The organism is Streptomyces katrae (genome assembly GCF_002028425.1).
Classification (GTDB): Bacteria; Actinomycetota; Actinomycetes; order Streptomycetales; family Streptomycetaceae; genus Streptomyces; species Streptomyces katrae_A.
Genome location: NZ_CP020042.1, coordinates 292,143 through 313,796 on the forward strand (window position 1 = coordinate 292,143; position 21,654 = coordinate 313,796).

The 21,654-nt window shown below is 74.3% G+C and carries 20 protein-coding genes; 3 read left to right on the forward strand and 17 right to left on the reverse strand.

The genetic code is table 11. The features are described 5' to 3' along the window. Positions 1 to 126 precede the first annotated feature (126 nt). Positions 127 to 795, forward strand: a complete 669-nt coding sequence (locus B4U46_RS37205) for an NAD(P)H-binding protein (RefSeq protein ID WP_079423351.1) — start codon at positions 127 to 129, stop codon at positions 793 to 795. 111 nt (positions 796 to 906) lie between these two features. Continuing rightward, entirely contained in the window at positions 907 to 1,692 is a 786-nt protein-coding gene (locus tag B4U46_RS01565) for an SDR family NAD(P)-dependent oxidoreductase (RefSeq protein ID WP_237292505.1), read from the forward strand. A gap of 10 nt (positions 1,693 to 1,702) precedes the next feature. Here B4U46_RS01565 and B4U46_RS01570 read toward each other — a convergent pair whose 3' ends face one another. From B4U46_RS01570 to B4U46_RS01650, 17 genes are all read right to left on the reverse strand, one after another. Next, complete coding sequence (locus B4U46_RS01570; protein ID WP_079423353.1) at positions 1,703 to 1,906, reverse strand: DUF2568 domain-containing protein; 204 nt, start codon at positions 1,904 to 1,906, stop codon at positions 1,703 to 1,705. Between the two features lie 108 nt (positions 1,907 to 2,014). Next, positions 2,015 to 2,755, reverse strand: a complete 741-nt coding sequence (locus B4U46_RS01575) for a dienelactone hydrolase family protein (protein WP_079423355.1) — start codon at positions 2,753 to 2,755, stop codon at positions 2,015 to 2,017. A gap of 270 nt (positions 2,756 to 3,025) precedes the next feature. Then, positions 3,026 to 3,511 (reverse strand): DedA family protein, encoded by a 486-nt coding sequence (locus tag B4U46_RS01580; RefSeq protein ID WP_079423357.1) that lies wholly within the window; start codon positions 3,509 to 3,511, stop codon positions 3,026 to 3,028. Positions 3,512 to 3,656: 145 nt separating this feature from the next. After that, positions 3,657 to 4,757: a cytochrome P450 family protein gene (locus B4U46_RS01585; protein WP_185117371.1), complete on the reverse strand. Its 1,101-nt coding sequence runs from the start codon at positions 4,755 to 4,757 to the stop codon at positions 3,657 to 3,659. Positions 4,758 to 4,834: 77 nt separating this feature from the next. Further along, on the reverse strand, positions 4,835 to 5,581 hold the full coding sequence (locus B4U46_RS01590; RefSeq protein WP_123995946.1) for a hypothetical protein: 747 nt from the start codon (positions 5,579 to 5,581) through the stop codon (positions 4,835 to 4,837). Positions 5,582 to 5,712: 131 nt separating this feature from the next. Next, complete coding sequence (locus tag B4U46_RS01595) at positions 5,713 to 6,366, reverse strand: LysE family translocator (protein WP_079423363.1); 654 nt, start codon at positions 6,364 to 6,366, stop codon at positions 5,713 to 5,715. A 96-nt stretch (positions 6,367 to 6,462) separates the two neighbouring features. Continuing rightward, a complete protein-coding gene (locus B4U46_RS01600; protein ID WP_079423365.1) occupies positions 6,463 to 7,623 on the reverse strand; it encodes an MFS transporter in 1,161 nt (386 codons plus the stop codon). Further along, positions 7,607 to 8,182 (reverse strand): GNAT family N-acetyltransferase, encoded by a 576-nt coding sequence (locus B4U46_RS01605; protein WP_079423367.1) that lies wholly within the window; start codon positions 8,180 to 8,182, stop codon positions 7,607 to 7,609. Before B4U46_RS01605 ends, B4U46_RS01600 begins: the two co-directional genes overlap by 17 nt. Beyond that, positions 8,179 to 9,522 (reverse strand): DUF6271 family protein, encoded by a 1,344-nt coding sequence (locus B4U46_RS01610; RefSeq protein WP_079423369.1) that lies wholly within the window; start codon positions 9,520 to 9,522, stop codon positions 8,179 to 8,181. Before B4U46_RS01610 ends, B4U46_RS01605 begins: the two co-directional genes overlap by 4 nt. Before the next feature lie 14 nt (positions 9,523 to 9,536). Continuing rightward, positions 9,537 to 10,604 (reverse strand): phytanoyl-CoA dioxygenase family protein, encoded by a 1,068-nt coding sequence (locus B4U46_RS01615; RefSeq protein WP_079423371.1) that lies wholly within the window; start codon positions 10,602 to 10,604, stop codon positions 9,537 to 9,539. Positions 10,605 to 10,698: 94 nt separating this feature from the next. Further along, complete coding sequence (locus B4U46_RS01620; RefSeq protein WP_079423373.1) at positions 10,699 to 12,213, reverse strand: glycoside hydrolase family 3 protein; 1,515 nt, start codon at positions 12,211 to 12,213, stop codon at positions 10,699 to 10,701. Positions 12,214 to 12,341: 128 nt separating this feature from the next. After that, positions 12,342 to 13,658, reverse strand: a complete 1,317-nt coding sequence (locus tag B4U46_RS01625; protein ID WP_079423375.1) for an extracellular solute-binding protein — start codon at positions 13,656 to 13,658, stop codon at positions 12,342 to 12,344. A 140-nt stretch (positions 13,659 to 13,798) separates the two neighbouring features. Further along, positions 13,799 to 15,478 carry a hypothetical protein gene (locus B4U46_RS01630; RefSeq protein WP_079423377.1) on the reverse strand — a complete coding sequence of 560 codons (1,680 nt, stop codon included), beginning with the start codon at positions 15,476 to 15,478 and terminating at the stop codon, positions 13,799 to 13,801. 94 nt (positions 15,479 to 15,572) lie between these two features. Continuing rightward, on the reverse strand, positions 15,573 to 16,949 hold the full coding sequence (locus tag B4U46_RS01635; protein ID WP_237292507.1) for an MFS transporter: 1,377 nt from the start codon (positions 16,947 to 16,949) through the stop codon (positions 15,573 to 15,575). Then, the gene (locus B4U46_RS01640; protein WP_079423379.1) at positions 16,946 to 17,602 is read right to left on the reverse strand and encodes a GTP cyclohydrolase II; all 657 of its coding nucleotides are present in this window, start codon (positions 17,600 to 17,602) and stop codon (positions 16,946 to 16,948) included. The genes B4U46_RS01635 and B4U46_RS01640 overlap by 4 nt, the downstream gene beginning before the upstream one ends. 153 nt (positions 17,603 to 17,755) lie before the next feature. Then, positions 17,756 to 18,949: a hypothetical protein gene (locus B4U46_RS01645; protein WP_107438200.1), complete on the reverse strand. Its 1,194-nt coding sequence runs from the start codon at positions 18,947 to 18,949 to the stop codon at positions 17,756 to 17,758. Then, positions 18,946 to 20,103, reverse strand: a complete 1,158-nt coding sequence (locus B4U46_RS01650) for a glycosyltransferase (protein ID WP_079423381.1) — start codon at positions 20,101 to 20,103, stop codon at positions 18,946 to 18,948. The genes B4U46_RS01645 and B4U46_RS01650 overlap by 4 nt, the downstream gene beginning before the upstream one ends. 324 nt (positions 20,104 to 20,427) lie before the next feature. Here B4U46_RS01650 and B4U46_RS01655 point away from each other — a divergent pair, with 324 nt between their 5' ends. Further along, positions 20,428 to 21,579 carry a dihydrofolate reductase family protein gene (locus B4U46_RS01655; RefSeq protein ID WP_079423383.1) on the forward strand — a complete coding sequence of 384 codons (1,152 nt, stop codon included), beginning with the start codon at positions 20,428 to 20,430 and terminating at the stop codon, positions 21,577 to 21,579. Positions 21,580 to 21,654: the final 75 nt, after the last annotated feature.

Consider the following 21,654-nt stretch of genomic DNA (forward strand, 5'->3'; position numbering starts at 1 on the left):
GGGCCCCGCGCTCGGGGCCGGGCGCGACCGGGCGCGGCCTTCCGGGCCTCGCCGGCGGGCGGGTGGGGATGTGGCATCCTGCGGGAGGTTCCGGCGGGTCGGCCGTCGGCGGCGGAAGGGAACCCCGTGGCCCGCAGCGCGCTCCTGGCCGGAGCCACCGGACTGGTCGGCGGACAACTGCTGGCGCGACTGCTGCGCGACCCGCGCTACGGGCGCGTCACCGTGCTGGCCCGCCGGCCGCTGGGTCTCGAACACCCGCGGCTGGACGTCCGGGTGGTGGACTTCGCGGGGCTCGGGGCCGACGACGTGCCGGCCGGGGCCGACGTGTACGGGGCGCTGGGCACCACCATCCGGCAGGCCGGCTCGCAGGAGGCCTTCCGCGAGGTGGACCAGCACCACACGGTGCGGGTGGCCGCGCTGGCCCGGGACGCGGGCGCCGAGCGGATCGCCGTGGTCTCCTCGGTCGGTGCCGGTTCCGGCTCCCGGGCCTTCTACCTGCGGGTCAAGGGGGACATGGAGGCGGACGTGACGGCCCTGGGCTTCCGGCAGACCGAGTTCTTCCGGCCCTCCTTCATCCTCGGCCGCCGCCCCACGCACCGCCGCGGTGAGGGCCTCGGCAGCTCGGCGGCGACGGTGCTGGCCCCGCTGCTCGCCGGGCCCGCCCGCGCGTACCGGCCCGTGCCGGCCGGACGGCTGGCGGCGGCGATGATCGCCGCACTGGCCGAGGACCGGCCCGGGGTCAGGGTCCGCACCTACGAGGACTTCGTCGCCCTCGCCCCGGAGCCCGCCGCGTAGCCCGCCCCGGAGCCCGCCGCGGAGGGCGGGCGTAACCGGGGCCGCCCGGCGCTCGTTGGGGAGGCCGGTGGCCGGGAGGGACCCGGTGCGGGCGAGCGGAGGCGGTGCGCCGTGCGGGCTGGCGGACTGGTCGATCTGACCGGCAGGTCGTGCCTGGTGACGGGCGCGGCCAGTGGCATCGGGCGGGCCACCGCGGCCCTCTTCTCCCGGCTCGGCGCCCGGGTCACCGCCGCCGACCTGGACACGGCGGGACTGACCGCGCTGCGCCGCGACTGTGCCGACCGGGGTGACGCGCACGGGGTGACCGTGGTGACCGGGGACGTCTCCCGGCCGGAGGACGCCGAGCGGATGACGGGCGCGGCGGTGACGGCGGGGGGCGGGCTGGACGTGCTGGTCGCCAACGCGGGGATCCTGCCGCTGTCGGGCCTGCTGGAGACCAGCGCCGAGGACTGGGACCGGGTGATGGCCGTCGACGGCCGCGGGATGTTCCTCTCCTGCAAATACGCCGTCGCGCGGATGGCCGAGCAGGAGTCGGGCGGGTCCGTCGTGTGCGTCTCCTCGATCTCCGGAGTGGCCGGGCAGGCCCGCCAAGCCGCCTACGGGCCCGCCAAGTTCGTCGCCTCCGGGCTCACCAAGCACCTCGCGGTGGAGTGGGCCGGGCGCGGCATCCGGGTGAACGCGGTGGCCCCCGGCACCATTCGCACCGAACGCGTGCGGCGCCTCGCCGACGAGCCCGGGGGCCCGGAGTACCTCGACCACGTCACGGCGCTGCACCCGCTCGGCCGCCTCGGTGAGCCCGAGGAAGTGGCCCGCGCCATCGCCTTCCTCGCTTCCGACGCCGCCTCCTTCATCACCGGCGCGGTCCTCCCCGTCGACGGCGGTTACCTGGCCCAGTAGCCGTCCGCGGTCAGCGTCGGTGCCGGCGGTCCCGTTCCGCGAGGGCGGTGTTGACGACGGCCACCGCGGCGAAGGCGACGCCCACGGCCTGCAGGATCCGCGTCAGCGTGTTGTGGCCGGTGGACCACCCCCACCAGGCCAGCAGTGCCAGCCCGGCCAGCTCCAGGAGGAAGGCCAGGCCTTCGTTGATGGCGCGGAGCGGGGTGGGGAGCATCGGCCGGGGTGCCTTTCGTGGACGGAGGGCGAACGGACGCGTCCGTGCCGGGGGGTACCGCGGTCGACCCGGTTCACCGCTCCGTGTCTGTGGCCTGACGGCCCGTCGTCACTTCAGGTGCCGGTGGAAGAACCGGGCCGCGTCGTCTCCCGCGAACTGAGGCACACCGGTGTGCCCGCCCATGTTGGCGTAGAGGGACTTCTCCTCGGAGCCGAAGGCGTCGAACAGGTCCAGGGCCGCCTGCCGGTCGTTCCCCTCGTCGTCCCACTGCAGCAGGACGTGCAGGGGAATGGTGACCCGGCGGGCCTCCTCGAACATGGCGCGGGGCACGAAACTGCCGGCGAAGAGCCCGGCGGCCTTGATGCGCGGCTCGACCACCGCGAGGCGGATGCCGATGGAGATCACTCCGCCCGAGTACCCGACCGGGCCGCCGATCCCGGGCACGGCCAGGAGGGCGTCGAGGGCGGCCTGCCACTCCGGGACCGCTTGTTCGACGAGCGGGAGGACGAGGGCGTCGATGATCTCCTCGCTGACCGGCTCGCCGGCCTGAACGGCCCGGCGCAGGTCGGCGCGGGCCTGTTCGAGGGCGTCCAACCGGGGCCGTTCGCCGCTTCCGGGGAGCTCTATGGTGGCTGCGGCGAAGCCGTCTGCCACGGCCTGCCGGGCCCGGCCCACCATCCGGGGGTACATCTTGCGCAGCCCGAGCGGGGGGTGGCCGAGCAGGATCAGCGGCGTCGGCGTGGATGCGGGGGCGGAGGCGGGCGTCCAGAGGATGCCGGGGATCTCGCCGAGGGTGAACTCGCGCTCGATGACGTCGTCGTCGAGGCGCTGTTCGGAAGTGAAGTGCATGGTCGTGCCTTTCGGGAATGCTCGCGAACGGCGCTCCCGGACGACCTATCGCCCGACCGTGACCCCGGAGGGGAGCACCCATGTCGATACTGCGTTCACGGGTACCACCTCCTCGTTCTCTTGCACGGCTTCCGGAAAGGTAGCAGGGGTTCGGCGGCCCGCCAAACGGATTCCGTCACGGCGGTGTTGCCGGCCCGGCACGGGCTCGGGCGGGTGATCGAAAACGTGGCGTCACCCGCCGTGGCGCCCCCTCCCGCGCGGGGAAGGGGCTCAGGACTCCTCGGGCACGGCTCCTGCGGAGGACGGGGCCGACGCCCTCCTCCTGCGATATACCACCGCCGCGCACACCGCGAGCAGGAGCACCGCCACGCCGGACACCCCGAGGGCCGTCCGCTCGGCGAAGAGCCTGCCCAGCACCTCGAGCACGCCGATCCCCGCGGTCGCGTAGATCAGCGCCCAGGCCGCTCCGCCCACGAACAGGGCGGGGAGGTAGCGCGGCAACGGCATGCGCATGCTGCCCGCGAGGAAGTTGGCGGCGGTCTGGAGCCCGACGGTGAGGAAGGAGGCCGCCACCACGGGCGCGCCCCAGCGGTGGATCGCCCGCTCGGCACGCTGGAACTTCGCCGAGGAGATCCGGCCGGCGAACCTGCTGCGCCGGGCCCCGGCGCCGGCGAGCCACCCGACGGCGAACGTCCCTCCGGCGCGGAGCAGGACGATGGCGTACAGGGCTCCGGCCGTGAGCGCGATCCTATCCACGACGCCTCATCCCCGGCTCCCGTTCCGTTCCGTTCGTTCCCTGGGCTGTCACGCACCTGCGGCCACCCATCTAAGGAAGGTAAGCCTAACCGAATGCGGATGCGGAGGTACAGGGCGTCGGTGTGCGGTGCCGCACGGTCCACGCCTACGCCAGGACGGGGAGCGAGGCCAGGCCGCGGACGAGACGGGTGCTCCGCCACCGCAGCTGATCGGGCGGTACGGCGAGGCGGATGCCGGGGAACCGGGTGACCACCGCCCGCAGGGCGATCTCGGCCTCGGCCAGGGCCAAGGGGGCGCCGACGCAGCGGTGGATGCCGTGGCCGAACGCGAGATGGGCCGCCGCGTCCCGGTCCGGGTCGAGGTGGTCGGGCCCCGGGAACCGGGCCGGGTCCCGGTTGGCCGCCCCCAGCGCGACCAGGACCGGGACACCGGCCGGGATCTCGGTACCGCCGAGGGTGACGGCCTGCGTGGTGAACCGGAAGGTGGCGGTGCTCACCGGCGAGTCGAAGCGGAGCAGTTCGTCCAGGGCGGCGGGGATCTCGTCCGGATGCTCCCGGAGGCGGTCCAGCACGGCCGGGTGCCGGAGCAGTGCCAGCAGGGCGTTGCCGAGGGCATGGGTGGTGGTCTCGTGTCCGGCCACGAGCAGGAGCACGGCCAGGGAGACCAGTTCCTCCTCGCTCAGGCGGTCCTGCCCGTCCCGGGCCGCGATGAGCCGGTCCAGCAGGGAGCTGCCGGGGGCCAGGCGCCTGGCGGCGATGAGGTCGGTCATATAGCCGGCCAGTGCGTGCGAGGCCTCGTCGATGGCCTCGGGCTCCCCCGCCGCGAACAGCCCTGCCGACCAGTGCTGGACGGCGGACCGGTCGGCCCGCGGTACCCCGAGGAGCTCGCAGATCACGCTGACGGGCAGGGGCACCGCCAGACCGGCCACGAAGTCGAACGGTTCTCCTTCGGGCCACTGCGCCAGCAGTGCGTCGGTGGCCCGGGCGATGAAGGGGCGCAGCTCCCTGACGGCCCCGGTGGTGAAGGCCCCGGTGACCAGCTTGCGCAGCCGGGTGTGCCCGGGCGGGTCGGTGGCCAGCATGGAGCGGGCCACGGCCGGGTGCAGGCGGCGGCGTGACTCCTTGCCCGCGAAGAAGGCGCCCGTGTCCTTGGACAGACGGGGGTCGCCGAGGGCTTCGCGGGCCTCCGCGTAGCCGGTGACCAGGTAGGCGGGGTGTCCTGCGGGCCCGGCGGGGACGCACTGCACCGGGCCGGCGGACCGCGCGGCCGCGTGCGCCGCGTACTCCGCGTAGGGGTCGGGGTGCTGAGGGGACGGGTTCGGGTTCACAGTCCCTGGCCGCCTGCCCGGAGCCGTTCGATCTGCCGGAGAACAGGCGCTTCGGCGAGGCGGGTCTGGGGCTGCGACCACAGACCCGACATGTCGACAATGCACGCACCGACCCGGGCCACGATGCGGTCGGAGATGTCGTCGGGCTCGCTGGAGCCCTCCTCGTGGACGGTGATCCTGATCCGGATCGCGTCCTCGGGGAACCCGGCGCCGTGCAGGTCCTCGGTCGCCACGGTCGCCGTGCGGCCGTCGGAGCCGTGCTGCGGGCAGGCCGAGGCGGCTTCGCGCAGCTGCGCGAAGGCCGTCGTGGCACCCGTGCCCGCGTGGGACGCGAGGAAGTTGACGCTCGGTTCGCCGGGACGCTTCGAGGTGAAGGTCTGCGCGATGGCCGCCTGCGCGCCCTTGTGGCCGATCAGGGCCCACATGGTGCGGCAGGCGGCCGGGTAGGCGTCGCCGCCGGGCACGAGCCCGAACTCGGACGGATGCACGTCCCGGATCCCGTACGCGGGGTCCGGAACTCCGGCGTCCTCCCCCGGCCGCAGCACCAACTCCCGCAGCCGCGCGGTATCCGGCACCTCACCGGCCGCCCGCTGCTGCGGCAACCCAGCGGACGGGGAACGCGACGGATCGGTCCGCACGGCCGCGGGCTGCGCACTCGCGGCTCCCGCGGCGCCACCGGAGCAGGCGGTGAGCAGGAGGCAGCCGGCGGCCGCCGACAGGACGGTGAAAGAACGCATGGACACGTGAGAAGCCCCTGGCGACGAGTGGACCGAGCTGACCGGCTCGCACTGTAGCCGTACCCGGCCCCGGCGCCGTCGGGGCGGTTGGTCTGGGGTGGGAGTCCAGTGGTGGTCGAGTAGGGCTGTGGCGGGGGTCAGTTGTCGGCGAGGGCCAGTTTGATGCCGAAGCCGACGAGTACCGTGCCGGTGATCGCGTCGATGGCCCGTCGCACCGAGGCCCGGTCGAGCCAGCGGCGGACGAGTTGGGTGCCGAAGATCAGCGCGCTGAACCAGACGAGGCCTTCCAGGTCGTGGAGGGCCGCCAGGACGACGCCCATCAGGAGGTGCGGGGCCCCGGCGGGGATGAACTGGGGCAGCATCGCCATGTAGAAGACGCCGTTCTTCGGGTTGAGCAGGCTGGTGCCCAGTCCGCGTGCCCAGGAGCGGGCCCAGGTCTCCTCCGCGGTCGCCGCGCCTCCCGCGTCCGCCGTGGCCTGCGACGCGGGCCGGCGGCGCTCCGCGAGGGTGCGGCGGAGCATGCCGATGCCCAGCCAGCCCAGGTATACGGCGCCGGCCACGCGGAGCGCGTCGTAGAGGAGGTGGGACGCCGTGAGCACGGCCGAGGCGCCGACCGCCGCGGCCATGCCCCAGACGAGCACCCCGCAGAGGATCCCGAGGGCCGTCGCGAAGGCCCGGCGCCGGCCCTGGGTGATGGCGGAACGCAGCACCAGGGCGGTGTCCAGTCCCGGCATGATGGTCAGCATGCCCGCCACCACGGCGAACGAGGCGAGAGCAGAGGAAACGGTCATGCGGCCATCCTGGTGCCGCCTCCCCGATCGCGTCCAGCGCATTGTGCTTCACCGCGCATCGGCGGACTGGTGCCGGGACGGGATGGGAGGTGGGGATCAGCCGGGGGTGGGGGGCTGCCAGGCGATGCGGGTGGCGCACAGGGTGACCAGGAGGGCCGAGGCGGCGACCGCTGCCATGCCCCAGACGAGGTTGCCGGCGCTCGCGATGAAGCCAATCAGGGCGGGGCCGGCCAGCAGGCCGGTGGTCCCCATGGCGGCGACCAGGGCGAGGGCGTTCGGGCCCTTGCGTGCCGCGGCCACGTAGACGCACGGGGTCACGGCGGCCGCCCCGAGGCCGACGCAGGCGAAGCCGGTCAGGGTCGCCGCGATTCCGCCCGCCGGCAGCGCGAGCGCCAGACCGGTGCCGGCGAGGGCGCTCCCGGCCCGCACGACGCGGCCGTCGCCCCAGCGGCTGCGCAGGCCGTCCGCGAAGAGGCGGGCGCCCACCATGGTCACGGAGACGACGGCGATGCCCAGTGGCGCGACCTGCTCGGAGGCTCCGGCCACCGTGTCCAGGTAGAGCGCCGACCAGTCGTTCATGGCTCCTTCGGTCACGGTCGCGAAGGCCATCGCCGCCCCCATCCACAGGGCGGCGGCCGACACCACCGCCCGGGACGTGCCGGTCTTCTCCCCGGCGCGGCCGGCCTCGTCCGGCAGCAGCCGGGGCCGGGCCCAGGCCAGTGACAGCAGCAGGAGCAGGCAGGCCAGTGCGAAGTGGGCCGCCAGGTCCGGGGTGAGGGCGGTGACGGCGGAGGCGAGGAGCGCCGCGCCGAGGCCTCCGCCGCTGAAGGCGGCGTGCAGCCGTGCCATGGCCGTGCGGCCGTGGGTCACTTCCAGGGCGGCTCCCTGCGCGTTCATGGCGACGTTCAGACAGCCCACCGCGACTCCGTCACAGCACAGGACCACCACGGCGGCCGGGTAGTTCGGGGCCAGCGCCAGGACGGGCAGGAGCAGCGCCAGGACGGTGGCCGACAGCAGCACGAGGCGGCGGGAGCCCAGTCGTGCCATCAGGGCGGTCACGAGCGGGAAGGAGGCGGCCGCGCTCGCCCCGCAGGCCATGAGCAGCAGGCCGAGGCGTGCCTCGGACAGGTCCAGACGTGCGGTGAGGGCCGGAAGCCTGGACGCCCAGGTGGCGTACTGGAATCCGAGGAGGGCGAACACCGCCGCGATGCCGGGCTGGGCGCGGTGGAAGGGGATCGGGTCAGTGGTGGGTGTCATGCGGGGCTCTCGGATTCTGCGCACCGTGGGGTCGGCCCTCCCGGATCGTCTTGGACATGTAGACGGCGTCGCCGCCGTAGTGGGGTGGTGGTGTGACCCCGGGCTGGGGGCGGTAGCCGAGTGCGGCCCAGAAGGTGTCCATGCCGGAGACGGCGACCAGGGAGATCCGCCGGTATCCCGCTGCCCGCGCGGCGTCCGAGAGGTGGTGCAGGAGGGTCCGGCCGTATCCCTTGCCGCGGAGGTCCTCGGCGACGGCGATGTCGTGCAGGTGCAGGTTGTCCGAGCGGTGGGCGGTGCGTTCGGGCCGCAGGAGGTCCGGGCAGCGGCCCGGGGGGTAGGGGAAGGCGAGGAGGTAGCCGGCCAGGCGCAGTTCGTGGTGGAGGGCGAAGCAGGTGGACGGCGAGGCCTCGCCCCTCGCTTCCAGGGCGGCCCTCCCCTCCGAGAGCCCCCGGGGGCCGTACACGGCGGCCTCCAGTGCCGCGACGGCGTCCCAGTCGGCGGGCGAGATGCCTCGTATCCGGGTGGCGGATCCGGTCCCGGTGTCCGTGCCGGCGGTCATGGCTGCGCCTTCCCGTGGAGCGGTGTGGTCCGCGCGGCCTGCACCAGGGCCGGCCATGCGTCGATGAGGTGCGCGAAGTCCTCCATGTCCGCGCGCGCCTCGGCGAGGAGCCGCGGGCCCTGGCGGCGCAGGCGTTCGGCCGTCTGCGCGTAGGCGCCGCCCAGGGTGCGGTAGGAGCGGGTGAGGGTGTCCAGGCGGTGGACGTTCTCCGTGTCGTCCAGGGCGGTGCTCTCCCGGACGAGTCCGGACACGACGTCCGCGCGGAGCCGGTGGCGGTCGTCCAGGAGCGAGTCGCCCAGCTGCGCCATGCGTGCGTGGAGGAAGCGGAAGTGGAGCATGGACAGCACGAACTTGGCGTAGCGGGTCTGGTAGGCGGTGAAGCCCGGGCCGGTCTTGCGTTCGTCGGTGTGGAAGTTGACGATGTGGCGGTTGTGCAGGACGCCGGGCAGGCCGGCGTGGTACAGCAGGTGGAAGAGGAAGTAGTCGCTGCCGATGGTGTCGGTGGCCGGGGGCAGCGGGACGCGTTCGTGGACCTCGTGCTGGAAGGCGATGTTGCACATGTCGACCCGCATGGGGTCGACGGGACCGAGGACCGTGTGGTCGTGGGTGAACGGCTCGGTGCCCGCTCCCTTGAACGACTCGTCCACCAGCCGGTCCCGTTCCTGTCCGGACCAGGCGGCGGGCGCCCACAGGCCGACGACCTCGCGGTGGACGTCGGGGGCACGGAGCTGGAGGTCGGTGAGGTCGACGGAGGGCACCCCCACGAAGGAGCCCCCGACCATGGCCACCGTCCTGTCGGCGTGCTCCACGGCCTGCGGGCCCTCGGTGACCTTGGTGATCTCTCTGATCTCGGAGACGGAGGCGGTCACGTCGGCCGCCTTCCGCCCCAGGAAGGCCAGTTCGTGAGTGATGGGGAAGACGGGCTCGCCGTCCAGCTCCTGGTAGCGGCTGTCGGAGTCCCGGCGGTGCACCGAACGGCAGCCGAGTGCCGCGGCGATGAGGAAGGCGCGGTTGGTGCAGGCACCGTAGGAGACCGCGGACGGCAGCATGAGGCCGAGCACCCGGTCGGCCGCGCCGAGACCGGCCCGGTCGATCACCGCGCGCAGGAAGGCCCGTTGCCCGGCTTCGTCCAGGTGGTGGGCGACGACACCCGGTGCGATTCCGGCCGCGCGGACGGCCCGGGCATGGCGTGCGAACGAAAGCCGGTCGGCGGAGTCGAGGACCAGCAGGTGGACTTCGGCCCCGAAGCGGCGTGCGGCGTGGGCGGCCTCGCGGCCTACGGCTTCGATGGTGTCGGCGCAGGCCCGGTTCGTGGGGAGGGTCAGGCAGATCTTGTCCACGTCGTTTCTCCTGTTCACCGCGCCGGTGTCCGATCGTCGTCCCAGGACCTCAGGCCCAGCAGCCTGCTGCCGAGGTCGTCCAGGGCGGCCCGGCCGTAGCGGAGGGATTCGTGCCGGGTGGCGTCGCCGACCAGGGTCTTGTTCCAGTCGGGGGTGGTGAGCCGGCGCCAGGAGTCGACGCGGGAGGCGCGCAGCCGGGTGTGTTCCTCGAGCGCGGGCATCATGGACAGGTACTGGACGGCTCTGACGCGGTCGGCGGAGGTGTTGGGTGCGACGCCGTGGGCCAGGTGCCCGTTGAAGATCAGCAGGTCGCCGGCGGCGAGTTCGGGCCGGATCACGGGGAACTCGGCGCGGTCGATCGCGGGCCTGACCGGGTCCCGGTCGGCGGGCTGGGCCGCCTGCCACTGGTCGAACCGGCGGAACAGCTCCGGCGCGCACTGGAACCCCCCGGTATCCGGGTGCGTGTCGTCCAGCGCGATGATCCCCTGGACCCGCTGGGGCGGCACGCCGAGCGTGGTGTCCACGTCCCAGTGGAGGTCGATGTCGAAGCCCCGGTCGGCCGGTTCGATGAGGGCGCGGTCGCGGTTCCGCACGTTGGGCGGGTTGAGGTTGAGGCGGTCGAGGGTCACCCACAGCTCCTCGCAGTCCCAGACGTCGACGAAGGCGTCGTAGACGCGCCGTGTCTGCCGGCTGTCCCAGATGAGCTGGTGGTGGTAGGCCTCCACGAATCCGTAGATGTAGAGGTGCCGGTCCAGTTCCGAACGGAACTCGCGCTGCGCGTACCAGTCCTGCGGCCGGGCGGGGTCCAGGCCCTGGAACTCCCAGGCGAACTCCAGCAGGCGCCGGGCGGCGTCGGCGGATATGGCGTTCCTGACGATCACGTAGCCGTAGGTCTGCCAGGCGGCGAAGTCCTGTGCGGACAGGACGCGCAGGGGGCGGGTCTTGCGCAGGTCCCGGAGCCGGACCGGCGAGAGGTAGGTCTCGCCGTCCGCGCTGAAGTAGGGGCGGTCCGAGGCCGCGCGGTACAGGTGGCCGGGACGTTCGCGGGGGACGGTGGGTTCGAGGGTGTCGGGGGTCGGCATGCCATGCTCCAGGCTTCGCACGGTCCGGGGCGGGCGGACGGGCCGCTGCCCCGGGTCTCCCGTGTCGTGGTCGGTCGCTTCTCGCTGGTCCGGCTCAGACGGCGCCGAGCAGCACCTCGGCCGCGGCGATGCCGCAGACGCGGGTGGCTCCGTGCGTGTTCAGCTGCACGGCCGCCGGGGCGGCGTCGGACGGGACGCCCATCTCGACCACCACCGCGTCGGGGCGGCTGCGCACCAGGCCGTCCAGGGCCCGCTCCATCCAGGCGTGCCTGGCCGCGTCGCGCACGACGACGACCAGGGCGCGTCCCACGGCGGGGGCCAGCGCCGCCCGGTCGAGGGCGTCGTGGTGTGCCAGGTCGGATTCCCCGAGGCGTACGGAGGTGGTGTCCGGGCGCAGTGCGCGCAGCGGGTCGGCCACGCCCCAGGGGGTGCCGCCGTCGATGGCGAGGTGGGTCGTGGGGGCCAGCTCCACGACGTGGGGGGCGCCCGCCAGCGGCAGGGTGGTGCGGGCGTCCGGCCGGTGGTGGACCCGGACGGCGCGCCGGGCCGCGGCCAGGCCCGTGTCACGGCCGTCCGCGCCGTGCTCCGGTCCGCTCTGCGGGAGCCGGCTGGACCAGCGGGCGAACTCGGCGACGCGGGCCGAGGCTTCGGCCAGCCGCTCCTGCGGGAGGGTGCCGTCCTGCACGGCGCGGGCGAGGGCTTCCGCGAGTGCGACGGTGGTGGACTCGTCGGCGCTCTCGCCTCCGACGCACACGGCGTCCGCGCCGGCGGCGACGGCCCTGACGGTCGCGCCGGTGATCCCGTAGAGCTCGGACACGGCTCCCATCTCGATGGCGTCGGTGATCACCAGGCCGGTGAAGGCGAGTTCCTCGCGCAGGAGCCCGCCGACGATCCTGGGGCTGAGGGTGGCCGGGAGCGTGTCGTCGTACGCCGGGATGAGGATGTGGGCGGTCATCACGCTGCGCACGCCCGCTTCGACGGCCGCCCGGAACGGGGGCAGGGCGACGCGGGCGATCGTCTCGGCGTCGGCGTCGATGCGGGGCAGGCCGTGGTGGGAGTCGACGGTGGTGTCGCCGTGGCCGGGGAAGTGTTTGGCGCAGGCGGCGACGCCCGCGGACTGCAGGCCCTGGATCCAGGCGGCGGTGTGGCGGGCCACGGTCTCGGTGCGGGCGCCGAAGGAGCGGACGCCGATGACCGGGTTGAGCGGGTTGGAGTTCACGTCGGCGCTCGGGGCGTAGTTCAGGGAGACGCCGGCCGCGCGCAGTTCGCGTCCGAGCTCGTGGGCGACCTGGAAGGTGAGGTCGGGGTCGTCGACGGTGCCCAGGGCGAGGTTGCCGGGCCGGGAGGAGCCGGTGTGCCGCTCCAGGCGGGTGACGTCGCCGGCCTCTTCGTCGACGGCGATGACGAGGTCCGGGTTCTCGGCGCGCAACTGGGCGGTGAGCGTGGCGAGTTGTTCCGGTGTCTGGATGTTGCGCCCGAACAGGACGACGGAGGTCAGGCCGTCGGCGATCCTGCGGAGCACCCAGTCGGGCGCGGTGGTGCCCACGAAGCCCGGCTGGAGCACGGAGTTGGCGAGGCGGGTGAGTTCGCGGTGGCGCTGGTCGGGCATGGGGGTCCTTGGGAAGGAGGGGGTGCGAAGGGGGTGGTGCGGGCCGTGTGGGCGGTGGGTGGGTGGCGGGCGGTGCGGGCCCGAGGGCCGGGCGCGCACGCGCCGCCGTACGGGTCTGCCGGGCCGTGCTACGGGTGGGTGCTCTGCGGGGTGGTGTTCCCTGCCGGCGGCGCGGCGGCGTTGAGGCGTTCTTCCAGCACGGTGTCGGCCCGGTGGCCGGCGGCGCGGGGCGAGCGGCCCGTCAGGACGTCGGTGAGCAGGGTCTTGAGCGGGTTGGGTGCGGCCTCGACGGTGGGCCAGCGGGGGTCGACCGGGGTGGTGTGCCCGTTGGCCGCGGCCTGTGCCTGGACCCGGACGCCGGGGTCGTCGATGGCCTGGGCGAGGGCGAGCCGGTTGGGGAGGACCCCGTTCGCGGTGGCCAGGCGCTGCTGGAAGGCGGGGCCGGTCAGCAGGGCGACCCAGTCGGCCGCGAGGGCGGGCTGCCGGGCGCGCCCGGCGACGGCCAGGTGCGATCCGCCGAGGAAGACGCTGCCGGGGCGGTCCGCGGAGGTGCCGGGGACGGGGAACATGCCGAGTTTGCCGCGCAGTTCGGGGTTGATGCGTTCGGCGTCGGCGACCTCCCAGGGCAGGCCGATCATCTGGGCGACCTGGCCCTTGGCCAGCACCTCGTACTGGAAGGGGTGTGCTTCGTCCTGGTCCTTGGGGGCCTGGGAGAAGGACTGGAGCGCGCGGTAGTACTCCAGGGCCTCGGCGGCGGGGCGCGTGCTCAGGCCGCCGCGCCAGCGGGCGCCGTCGTACTGCGCGATGCGCCCGCCGCGGTCGTGGAGGAATCCGGAGAGCACGTACCAGTTCTGGCCCGGGAGGTAGACGGGCTGGAACCCGGGCTCCGCGCGGTGGGCCCGGGAGAGGGCCCGCGTGGTGCGCAGCCATTCCCTCTGGTCGCGCGGCGGGGTGAGTCCCGCTTCCTCGAAGAGGTCCTTGCGGTAGATCACCACGCGTGAGGCGGCGTACAGCGGCACGCCGTACTGGCGGCCCTGCCAGTTCCCCGACTCGCGCAGGGAGGGGATCCATTCCTGGGCGCCGAGCGGGCCGGACTGGTCGGAGAGGTCCTTCAGCAGTCCCCTGGCGGCGAAGTACGGGGTCGTGGTGGTCCCGGTCTCCACGACGTCCGGTGCCTCGTCGGAGTTCAGGGCCGCTTCCAGCCGTTCGTCGATCCCCGGCCATCCCTGCATCCGCACGTTCACGGTGACGCCGGGGTGGGTCTGCTCGAACTCGACGGTGAGCCGCTCCAGTTCGGGCTGGGGGACGGAGCCCCACATCAGCCAGACGGTGAGTTCGCGGGCCGGTCCGGCCGGGGTGGCCGCGGCGTTCGCCGCCGTCGCCGGGGTCAGGAGCAGGAGGAGGCCGGCGAGGAGGGCCGCGGCGTGTCGCAGACGTCGTGGCATGTCGTTCCTCTCGTGGGTTCGGGCGGTCGGGGTGCGGTGCGGCCTCGGAGCCAGTGGTGTGCCGGGTCCCGCCGGCCTGCGGGTGGCGAGGCCGGCGGGTGGCGCGGACGGGGCGTGCTCCGTGGCGGTGGGGCGGGGCGTCAGGGGGAGACGGGGTAGACGTGGCCGTCGTACGAGCCGGCGAGGAAGCGGCCCGTCCCGGGGTCGTGGGTGAGGGAGGAGATGCCGGCGGTGGTCACCCGGGTGGTGGCCCAGGTGCCGCGGGTCACGTCGTAGACGGCGACCAGGCCGTGGTAGGAGCCGGTGGCGACGAACCGCCCGTCGGGGGTCGCGGCGACGGACTTGATCGAGTGGTCGTGCGGGGTGGTGACGACGGTGGGTTCGAAGCCGCGCCACAGCCGCAGCTTGTAGTCGCGGCTGACGCTGGCGAAGTCTCCGTCGGGGAGGGCCGCGCAGCCGTTGGCGATACGGTCGTGGGCGCCGTCGAGGTGGTGGAGTTCGGTGAGGGTGGCCACCGAGAACCAGGTGGCGCTGCCGTCGGCGCAGACGGAGAAGATCCGGTCGCCCGACACGGCGATGCCCTTGACGGCGTTGCCGTGGAGCCGCAGGGTCGTCTCGTGCCGGAAGGTGCCGTCGGCGGCCACGGAGAAGACGATGCCCTCGCCGGTGTAGGAGCCGACGATCACGTGCGGGACGCCGTCGCGTGTGAAGGCGGCGCCGCAGTTGAGCGGCGAGCGGTGCTGGTGGAGCACCTCGCCGGTCAGGGCGTCGAAGACCGTGCCCATCTGGCCGCCGGTGACGACGCGGCCGCCGACGGGGGTGAGGAAGTTGCACAGGCTGCCGGTCTCGCTGTGCGGGGTGCCGTCGGCCCACAGCACTCCGGCGTCGCCGATGGTCAGGGTGCGGCCCGTGTCGTCCACGAGCACCGCGTTCACGCACGGGGTGCCTTCGATGCCTTCGAGGTTCCACTCCTCGGCCGCGATGCGGTAGGTGGCGTAGGAGGAGCCGAAGGTGGCGAAGGCCAGGGTGTCGCTGTCGAGGAAGGCGCAGGAGCGCGGCCAGACCTGCGGCGGCAGGGAGGAGGTGGCCACGGGGGCGAGCGGGCCGGAGGTGTCCCACACGCGCAGGGTGCGGTCGTAGCTGAGGCTGACCAGCAGTTCCCGGTCGGCGTTGTAGACGAGCCGCTTGATGCCCGCCTCGTGGGCCGGGTGGGTGACGGTCGTGCCGTCGGCGATGACGATGATCTCGCCCTCGTCGTTGCCGGCGTAGATGGCGCCGGAGCGGGTGATGGCGACCGTGTCGGTCTCCACGCCGTCGAGGTCGATCTCGGCGAGCATGCCGCCGGTCTCCAGGGACCACCGCTTGATGGTGCCGTCGTCGCTGGAGGAGACCAGCTCGTCGGTGCCGGTGACCCACTCCACGGAGATCACGTCCGCCGTGTGGCCGGTGAAGGTGGCCTGGAGCGCGCCGGTGAAGTCGAACACGCGCACGTGGTGGTCGCGTGAGGCGGTGGCGATGAGCTGCTTGACGGGGTGGAAGACGGACATCTCGACGTCGTCCTTGTGGTCGGCGAGCACGGCGGCCAGCCGGAGCTCGGGGACCGTCCACAGGCGGGCCGAGTAGTCGCTGGAGGAGCTGACCAGGTGGCGGCCGTCGGGGCTGAACGCCGTCTGGTTGGTGAGGTGGTCGTGGGTGGCCCGGGCGAGTGCCTGCTTGCGGGCGGCGTCCCAGAGGATCAGCTGGTTGTCGTAGCCGGCGGTGGCCACGTACCGGGTGCCGTGGGCGGCGACGCCGCTGATCGGGCCGTGGTGACGGATCACGTGAGTGTCTCCCTCGGGATGTCGTGCGAAATGGCGGACATGGATGCGTGGATGTGTGGGGGCCGGTGCGGGTGGTCCGGGAGGGCGTCGGCCGTCAGGCGTCGGCGGACCGTGCGCGCGGGCTGCCGAGCCGGTGGGGTGCCAGGCCGCCGGTGAACCGGTAGCCGAGGCCGCCCAGGGCCACGAGACAGGCGAGCACCACCCACAGGAGCGCCGCCTGCCGTTCGACGAGCGCCCCGACGAGTGCGGGCCCGGTCGTCGCGGACACCGTCCAGGTGAGGTTGAACAGCGACAGGAAGCGGCCGCGGGCCCCTGCCGGGGCGAGGGTCGCGGAGAGCGCCACGACGGCCGGGGTGGCGGTCATCTGCCCGGTGGTGAACGCGAGCACGGCGCCCAGCACGAGGGCGATCGAGACCGCTCCGGCGGTGAGCGGGAGCAGGGCGAGCAGTCCCACGGCGGCCAGGATCAGCACCGCCGCCCAGGAGATCACCCGGCTGCGTGCGATGGTGGCGAGCCGGGCCGTCAGGGTGGACTGCGCGGCGACGATGAGGAGCGCGTTGACGGTGAGGGCGGTCGACGGCAGCCAGGCCGGCAGGTCCCGCACCTTGACGAGGTAGACCGGCAGGATCAGGGTCGGGATCAGCCAGCCGAAGGCGAGCGCGGTCTGGGAGGCGAGGACGCAGAGCAGGATCCGGTCGGCGAAGACGGCCCGCCAGCCGGACCGGCCCGCTGCCGGCCCCGGTCCCGCCGCCTGTGCCTGCGCCCGGTCCGCCGCCGGTTCCGGCGCGCTCGTGTCGTCCGGTCGCTCGGGCCCGGCCGGCGCCGCGGGGTGCACGGGGTGTACGGGGCGTACGGGGCGTACGGGCTTCCAGAACAGCAGGGCGGTGACCACGCTGGTGGAGGCGTTGAGGACGACGATCAGCGCCGCGGCGCCGGACCAGCCGCCGGCCAGCAGCAGTCCGCCGACGACCCCGCCGACGGCCACGCTGGCGTTCTTGCCCGCCGCCGTGAACGCGTACCACCGGTCGAGTTCGGCGCCCTCGGCCAGGTCGGCGACGAAGGCCGGCCAGGCGGCCCAGTACATGCGGTCCGCGCCCAGCACCACGAGCATGCTCGCCACCAGGGCGGGGAGCGAGTCGACCAGGAGGTAGCAGAGGTACCCCGTGGCGGCGAGCAGGTTGTTGGAGATCAGGGACACGCGGGGGCCCCACCGGTCGACGGCCATGCCCGCGATCGGGGTCAGCGGTATCGACAGCAGCGTCGCCACGCTGGTCCCCAGCCCCACCTGGGCCACCGTCAGGTCGGTGGTCATCAGGAAGAACAGGAAGGACAGCGGGGTGAACATGCCCGCGCCGAAGGTGTCCAGCGCCGTGGCGGCCACGATCCTGCCCTGGCCCGACAGGTCCGGAACCCCCAGGGCGCGGCGCCACCTCGCGGGGGCGGCCGGCGCCGGCGGTGTCGGCCGGTTCACGCCGGTGCCACCCCGGTCAGGGCGATGCGGTGGCCGGCGTGCACGACCTTGGCCTCGATGTACCGCCGGTTGCCGGCGCCGAGGAACACCCCGGTGCTCACCGAGTCGTGCACCTCGATGCCCGAGGCGGCCAACTGTGCCGCCTTGTCGGGGTTGTTGGTGAGCAGGCGGATGCCGTCGACGCCCAGCGCCCGGAGCATCTGCGCCGCGACCCGGTAGTCCCGCTCGTCGTCCGCGAAGCTCAGCCGGCGGTTCGCCTCGAAGGTGTCGAGCCCCTGGTCCTGGAGCACGTACGCGTCCAGCTTGTTGTAGAGGCCTATGCCGCGTCCCTCCTGGCGGAGGTACAGCAGGACGCCGCCTTCGGCCAACCGGTCGGTGGCCTCGCGGAGTTGGGGCCCGCAGTCGCAGCGGGCGGAACCGAAGACGTCACCGGTGAGGCACTCCGAGTGCAGGCGCACCAGGGGTACGGGGGCGATCTCCTCGCCGAAGACGAGGGCCAGGTGTTCGCGGCCGTCGATCAGTCCGGAGAAGGTGACCATGCGGGCGGTCAGCGTGCGTCCGCCCGCCTCGATGGGAACGGGGACCTCCGCGCGGATCTCGCAGAGGGGGACTTCGAATTCAGGGCTCTCGTCTACGGGAAAGGCCGTGGCCATCGGTATTCAACACCCTTCGTGCGTTCGTGCTGTGTGGTTCCGTGGGGGTGTGCGGCGACGGGCGGGGCCGCGTCCGGGCAGGGGGATGCCGCCGGGCGGCGCGGTCCGGGGCCGCAGCAGGATGCCGCGCTGGGCGCGGGTCGCGCGGTGGGATCAGGTGGACAGGGCGAGTTGGGGGTCGCGCCAGATGTGCCGGGCGGCGGGCAGCCCGGCCAGCCGCTCGCTCGGGAAGGCGGGTAGCGGCCCGTGAACGCGCCGGTCGTCGCGTCCGGCGGCGAAGGCCTCTTCGGCGAGGCCGGTGAGGCGGGCCACCCGCTGTTCGATCCACAGCCGGTGGCCGGGGTCCCCGGCCGAGCCGCCGAGGATCCAGCTGCGCAGGGCGACACGGATCAGGGCGGAGGACGGCGGCCGTTCGGTGGGCGGGGTGTGCAGGCCGAGCAGGTGGCCGCCGTGCCAGATCTCCTCGCACAGCCACAGCAGTTCGTCCGGTACGCGCAGGCCCGCCAGGCCGGCCCGGGCGCGCTCCCACCGTCGCCCGGCGCGCTCCGCGGCGGGTGTGCCGCGCAGGTACGCCTCCCGCGACAGGAACAGCGGCTCGCCGTCCGCGCCGCCGGGGGCGGTGAGGATCACGTGGGCGTGGCCGTGCGGGCGGTGGACGAGCACCGGCGGGGGCTGCGGCAGGGTGCCGGCGGGGCCCGGCCGTGCGACCGCCGGGGCCTCGACGTCGTCGGCGAAACAGGCCGAATGCCGGGGCCCGTAGCGGTCGTTGCCGACGATGCTGGCCGTTCCGGTGTGTTCCACCAGGTGCGGGACCGAGATCAGCACCCTGCGGCGGCGCGCGGCCAGCTCGCGGGCCAGCACCACGTCGTCGGGTTCCGCCGGGGCGCCCTGCCGGGGCACCGCCGACAGCAGTGCCGTCACATCGCTGCGGGGCAGCAGCAGCGCCAGGGTGGGGACCCACTCCCCCGGCACGGCGGGCACCCAGGAGGCGCCCTGGAGGGCGGCGGCGCGGGTCGCGGCGCCGTTCCACGAGTTCCAGTTTGCGTAGAAGGCGAGCGGTGTGTCCGGGTGCTCCCGGACGGCCGTCTCCACGCGCCGCAGGAAGTCCCGGCACAGCTCGACGTCGTCCTGGAGCACGAGGTGGTGGGTGGCTCCGGGGCGGATCCGGGACCAGGCCTCCCGGGCCGTGCGCAAGGTGGTGGGCGGCCCGTCCGGCTCGGGGTCGACGGCGGTCACGGCCTGCCAGGGCCGCAGGGCGCCGGCCAGCCGGGCCGCCTCCTCCAGGCGCCGGGGATGGGCCATGACGGCCGCGCTGATCACGGGTGCGCGCCCGGTGGCGGGGCTCAACGGGACGCCTCTTCCCCGGGTTGCGGGGCGGCGGCCACGGAGTCGGCCGTCTCCCGGACGCTGTGCCAGCCCCGGTCGCCGCGTGCCCATTCCCATACGGCGCGGTAGACGGCGAGGGCGCCGACCAGGTGCCAGGGCACGACCAGGGCCCAGGCCAGGCCGTCGACCCGGTCGCGGTACTCGGGGCTGCGCCGGGCGCCCAGGACGCAGGCCGCGTCCGCCACCACCACGGCGGCCGCCGCCTTGCGCGCCCGGGGCGAGACGGCCGCGGCGGCGAGGAGGGCCGGCATCGCGGCCCTGGCCGCCAGGCTGCCCACCGTGACCGCGCCCAGCAGGCGTCCGCGCGGGGAGAGTTCGGGCCAGTTCACCACCACGGCCCGCAGCTGTCCCCGGGCCCACCGGGCACGCTGGCGCAGGGCCGCTGCGGTCCGGTCGGTCGAGCTGACCCGCGACGGCCGCCGCAGGAAGCCGGTGGAGGCGCCCTGGCTCATCAGCCGCAGGGACCAGTGGTAGGACTCCTCGACGTCGTCCGAGCGGATCGGGCGGAGGGTGTCCCAGGTGGCGCTCCAGGCGTAGACCGAACTGCCCGCGACGACGTGGACGTCGGCGGCCCGGGCCAGTCCGCGCACCGACGCGTGCCACACCGCGTCCTCGGCGGTCTTCACGCGTGAGGTCAGCCGCGGGCCGGGCTCCGCGACCTCCTCGGCCTGGACCAGGGCGTAGCCCTGCTCCAGGGCCCACACCGCTTCCGCCGGCTGGCCGGGATCGGGCACGACGTCGGCGTCGACGACGGCGACGACCTCGCCGTCCGCGTGCGGGAAGGCGTGGTTGAGGGCGGTGCCCTTGGGGCTCATGCCCGGCAGGCGCAGGATCCGCCAGTCCAGTTCGGGGCGGCCGGCGGCGGCCCGGGCGTCCTCGGCCCGCTCCGCCTCCTGCGCGTGCTCGGGGCCGTCGGCGACGAGCCACAGCACCTGGAGCAGTTCCGCCGGGTATTGCAGTGCGGCCACGGCCCGGGCCGAGCGGGCGAACGTCGCGGCGGTCTCGCGGTGGAACGGCATCAGGAGGGTGAGGCGCCGGGCGGGCCGCCAGTGCGGCGGCGGCGGGGCCGCCGCGTAGGGGCGCAACGGCCAGGTGGGGACCAGGATGTCGGTCATCGGTGCCCCGGCACGGACAGCGGCGGGGATAACGGTTTGCGCTCTTGCGTGGTGGACCGGGACAAGGTGACTCCTCCGTGAACGACTGTCAGGTTCCAGCTGTAGGTTGGTCCGACGGTGCACCGGATCTCATCCGGTGGAGGGTCCCGCAGAGGGCGGGTACGCAGATCGACTCGGCCGTCGAGACCGGTGGGCTCCAAGATCGACGGCACGCATTGGACTGTACCAATCGCCCGGCGTCAGGCCAACCCTGTTCTCCGGCCGGTGCAGTCGCGCTACAGCCGTGGTGCAGTCGCCCTGTCCCCCGCCTCGAGGAGCCTTCGCATGCCCCGTCCCTACGTCCTGCTCTCGGCCGCCGTCTCGCTGGACGGCTGCCTCGACACCCCTCCCGGGCAGCCGCGGCTGCTGCTGTCCAACGAGGAGGACTTCGACCGCGTCGACTCCGTGCGCGCCTCCTGTGACGCGGTCCTCCTCGGAGCCGGCACGCTGCGGGCCGACGACCCCCGCGTCCAGGTGGCCTCCGCCGGCCGGCGCGCGGCCCGCGCCGGCGCCGGCCTCCCCCCGCACCCCGTCAAGGCCACCGTCACGCGCAGCGGCGACCTCGACCCGGGCCGGCGGTTCTGGCACCACGGGGGCACCAAGGTCGTCTACGCGGTGGGCCGCGCCGCCCGGGACAGGGCGGTGGCGGCCCTCGGCGGCCTGGCCACGGTCCACCAGGTGGCGCAGGACGACGTGTGGCCTCAGGTCCTCGACCACCTGCACGGCCTCGGCGTACGCCGGCTGATGGTCGAAGGCGGCGGCTCGGTCCACACCCAGTTCCTGCGGCAGGGGCTGGCGGACGAACTCCAGCTGGTCATCGCCCCGGTCATCGTGGGCGGGGCGGACGCACCCCGGATGTTCGGCGCGGGCGGCTACCCGGGCGGTCCGCAACACCGGCTGGCGCTCGCCGAGTCGCGGCGGATCGGCGATGTGACCCTGCTGCGCTACGCCACCCACCGCCGCCCGGGCACCGGCGCGCGGGCCACCGCCGCCGACGCGGTCTGGCTCGGGGAGGCCTGCGCACTGGCCGCGGCCTGCCCGCCCTCCACGACGGCCTTCTCGGTCGGGGCGATCGTCGTCGCCGCCGACGGCCGCGAGCTCGCCCGGGGCCACTCCCGCGAAGGGGGCGACGCCCGCGTCCACGCGGAGCAGGCCGCGCTCGCCAAGGTGCGCGGCGGTTCCGGCCTGGCCGGAGCCACCGTCTACAGCAGCCTCGAACCCTGCGGGCATCGCGCCTCGTACCCGCACCCGTGCGCGGAACTGATCGCCGGGGCCGGGGTGCGGCGCGTGGTCACGGGCTGGCGGGAGCCCGACACCTTCGTGCCGGGCGCGAACGGCACCGAGCGGCTCCGGGAGCGGGGCGTCACCGTGGTGGAGCTCCCCGAGTACGCGGAGGCGGGCCGGGCGCCCAACGCCCACCTGTCACCCGGGGAGTGACGCAGGGGCGGGCGGCGGGCGGCAGGCGTCCGTCCGCCCGCCGCCCGGACGGACGGGCGGACGGGCGGACGGGCG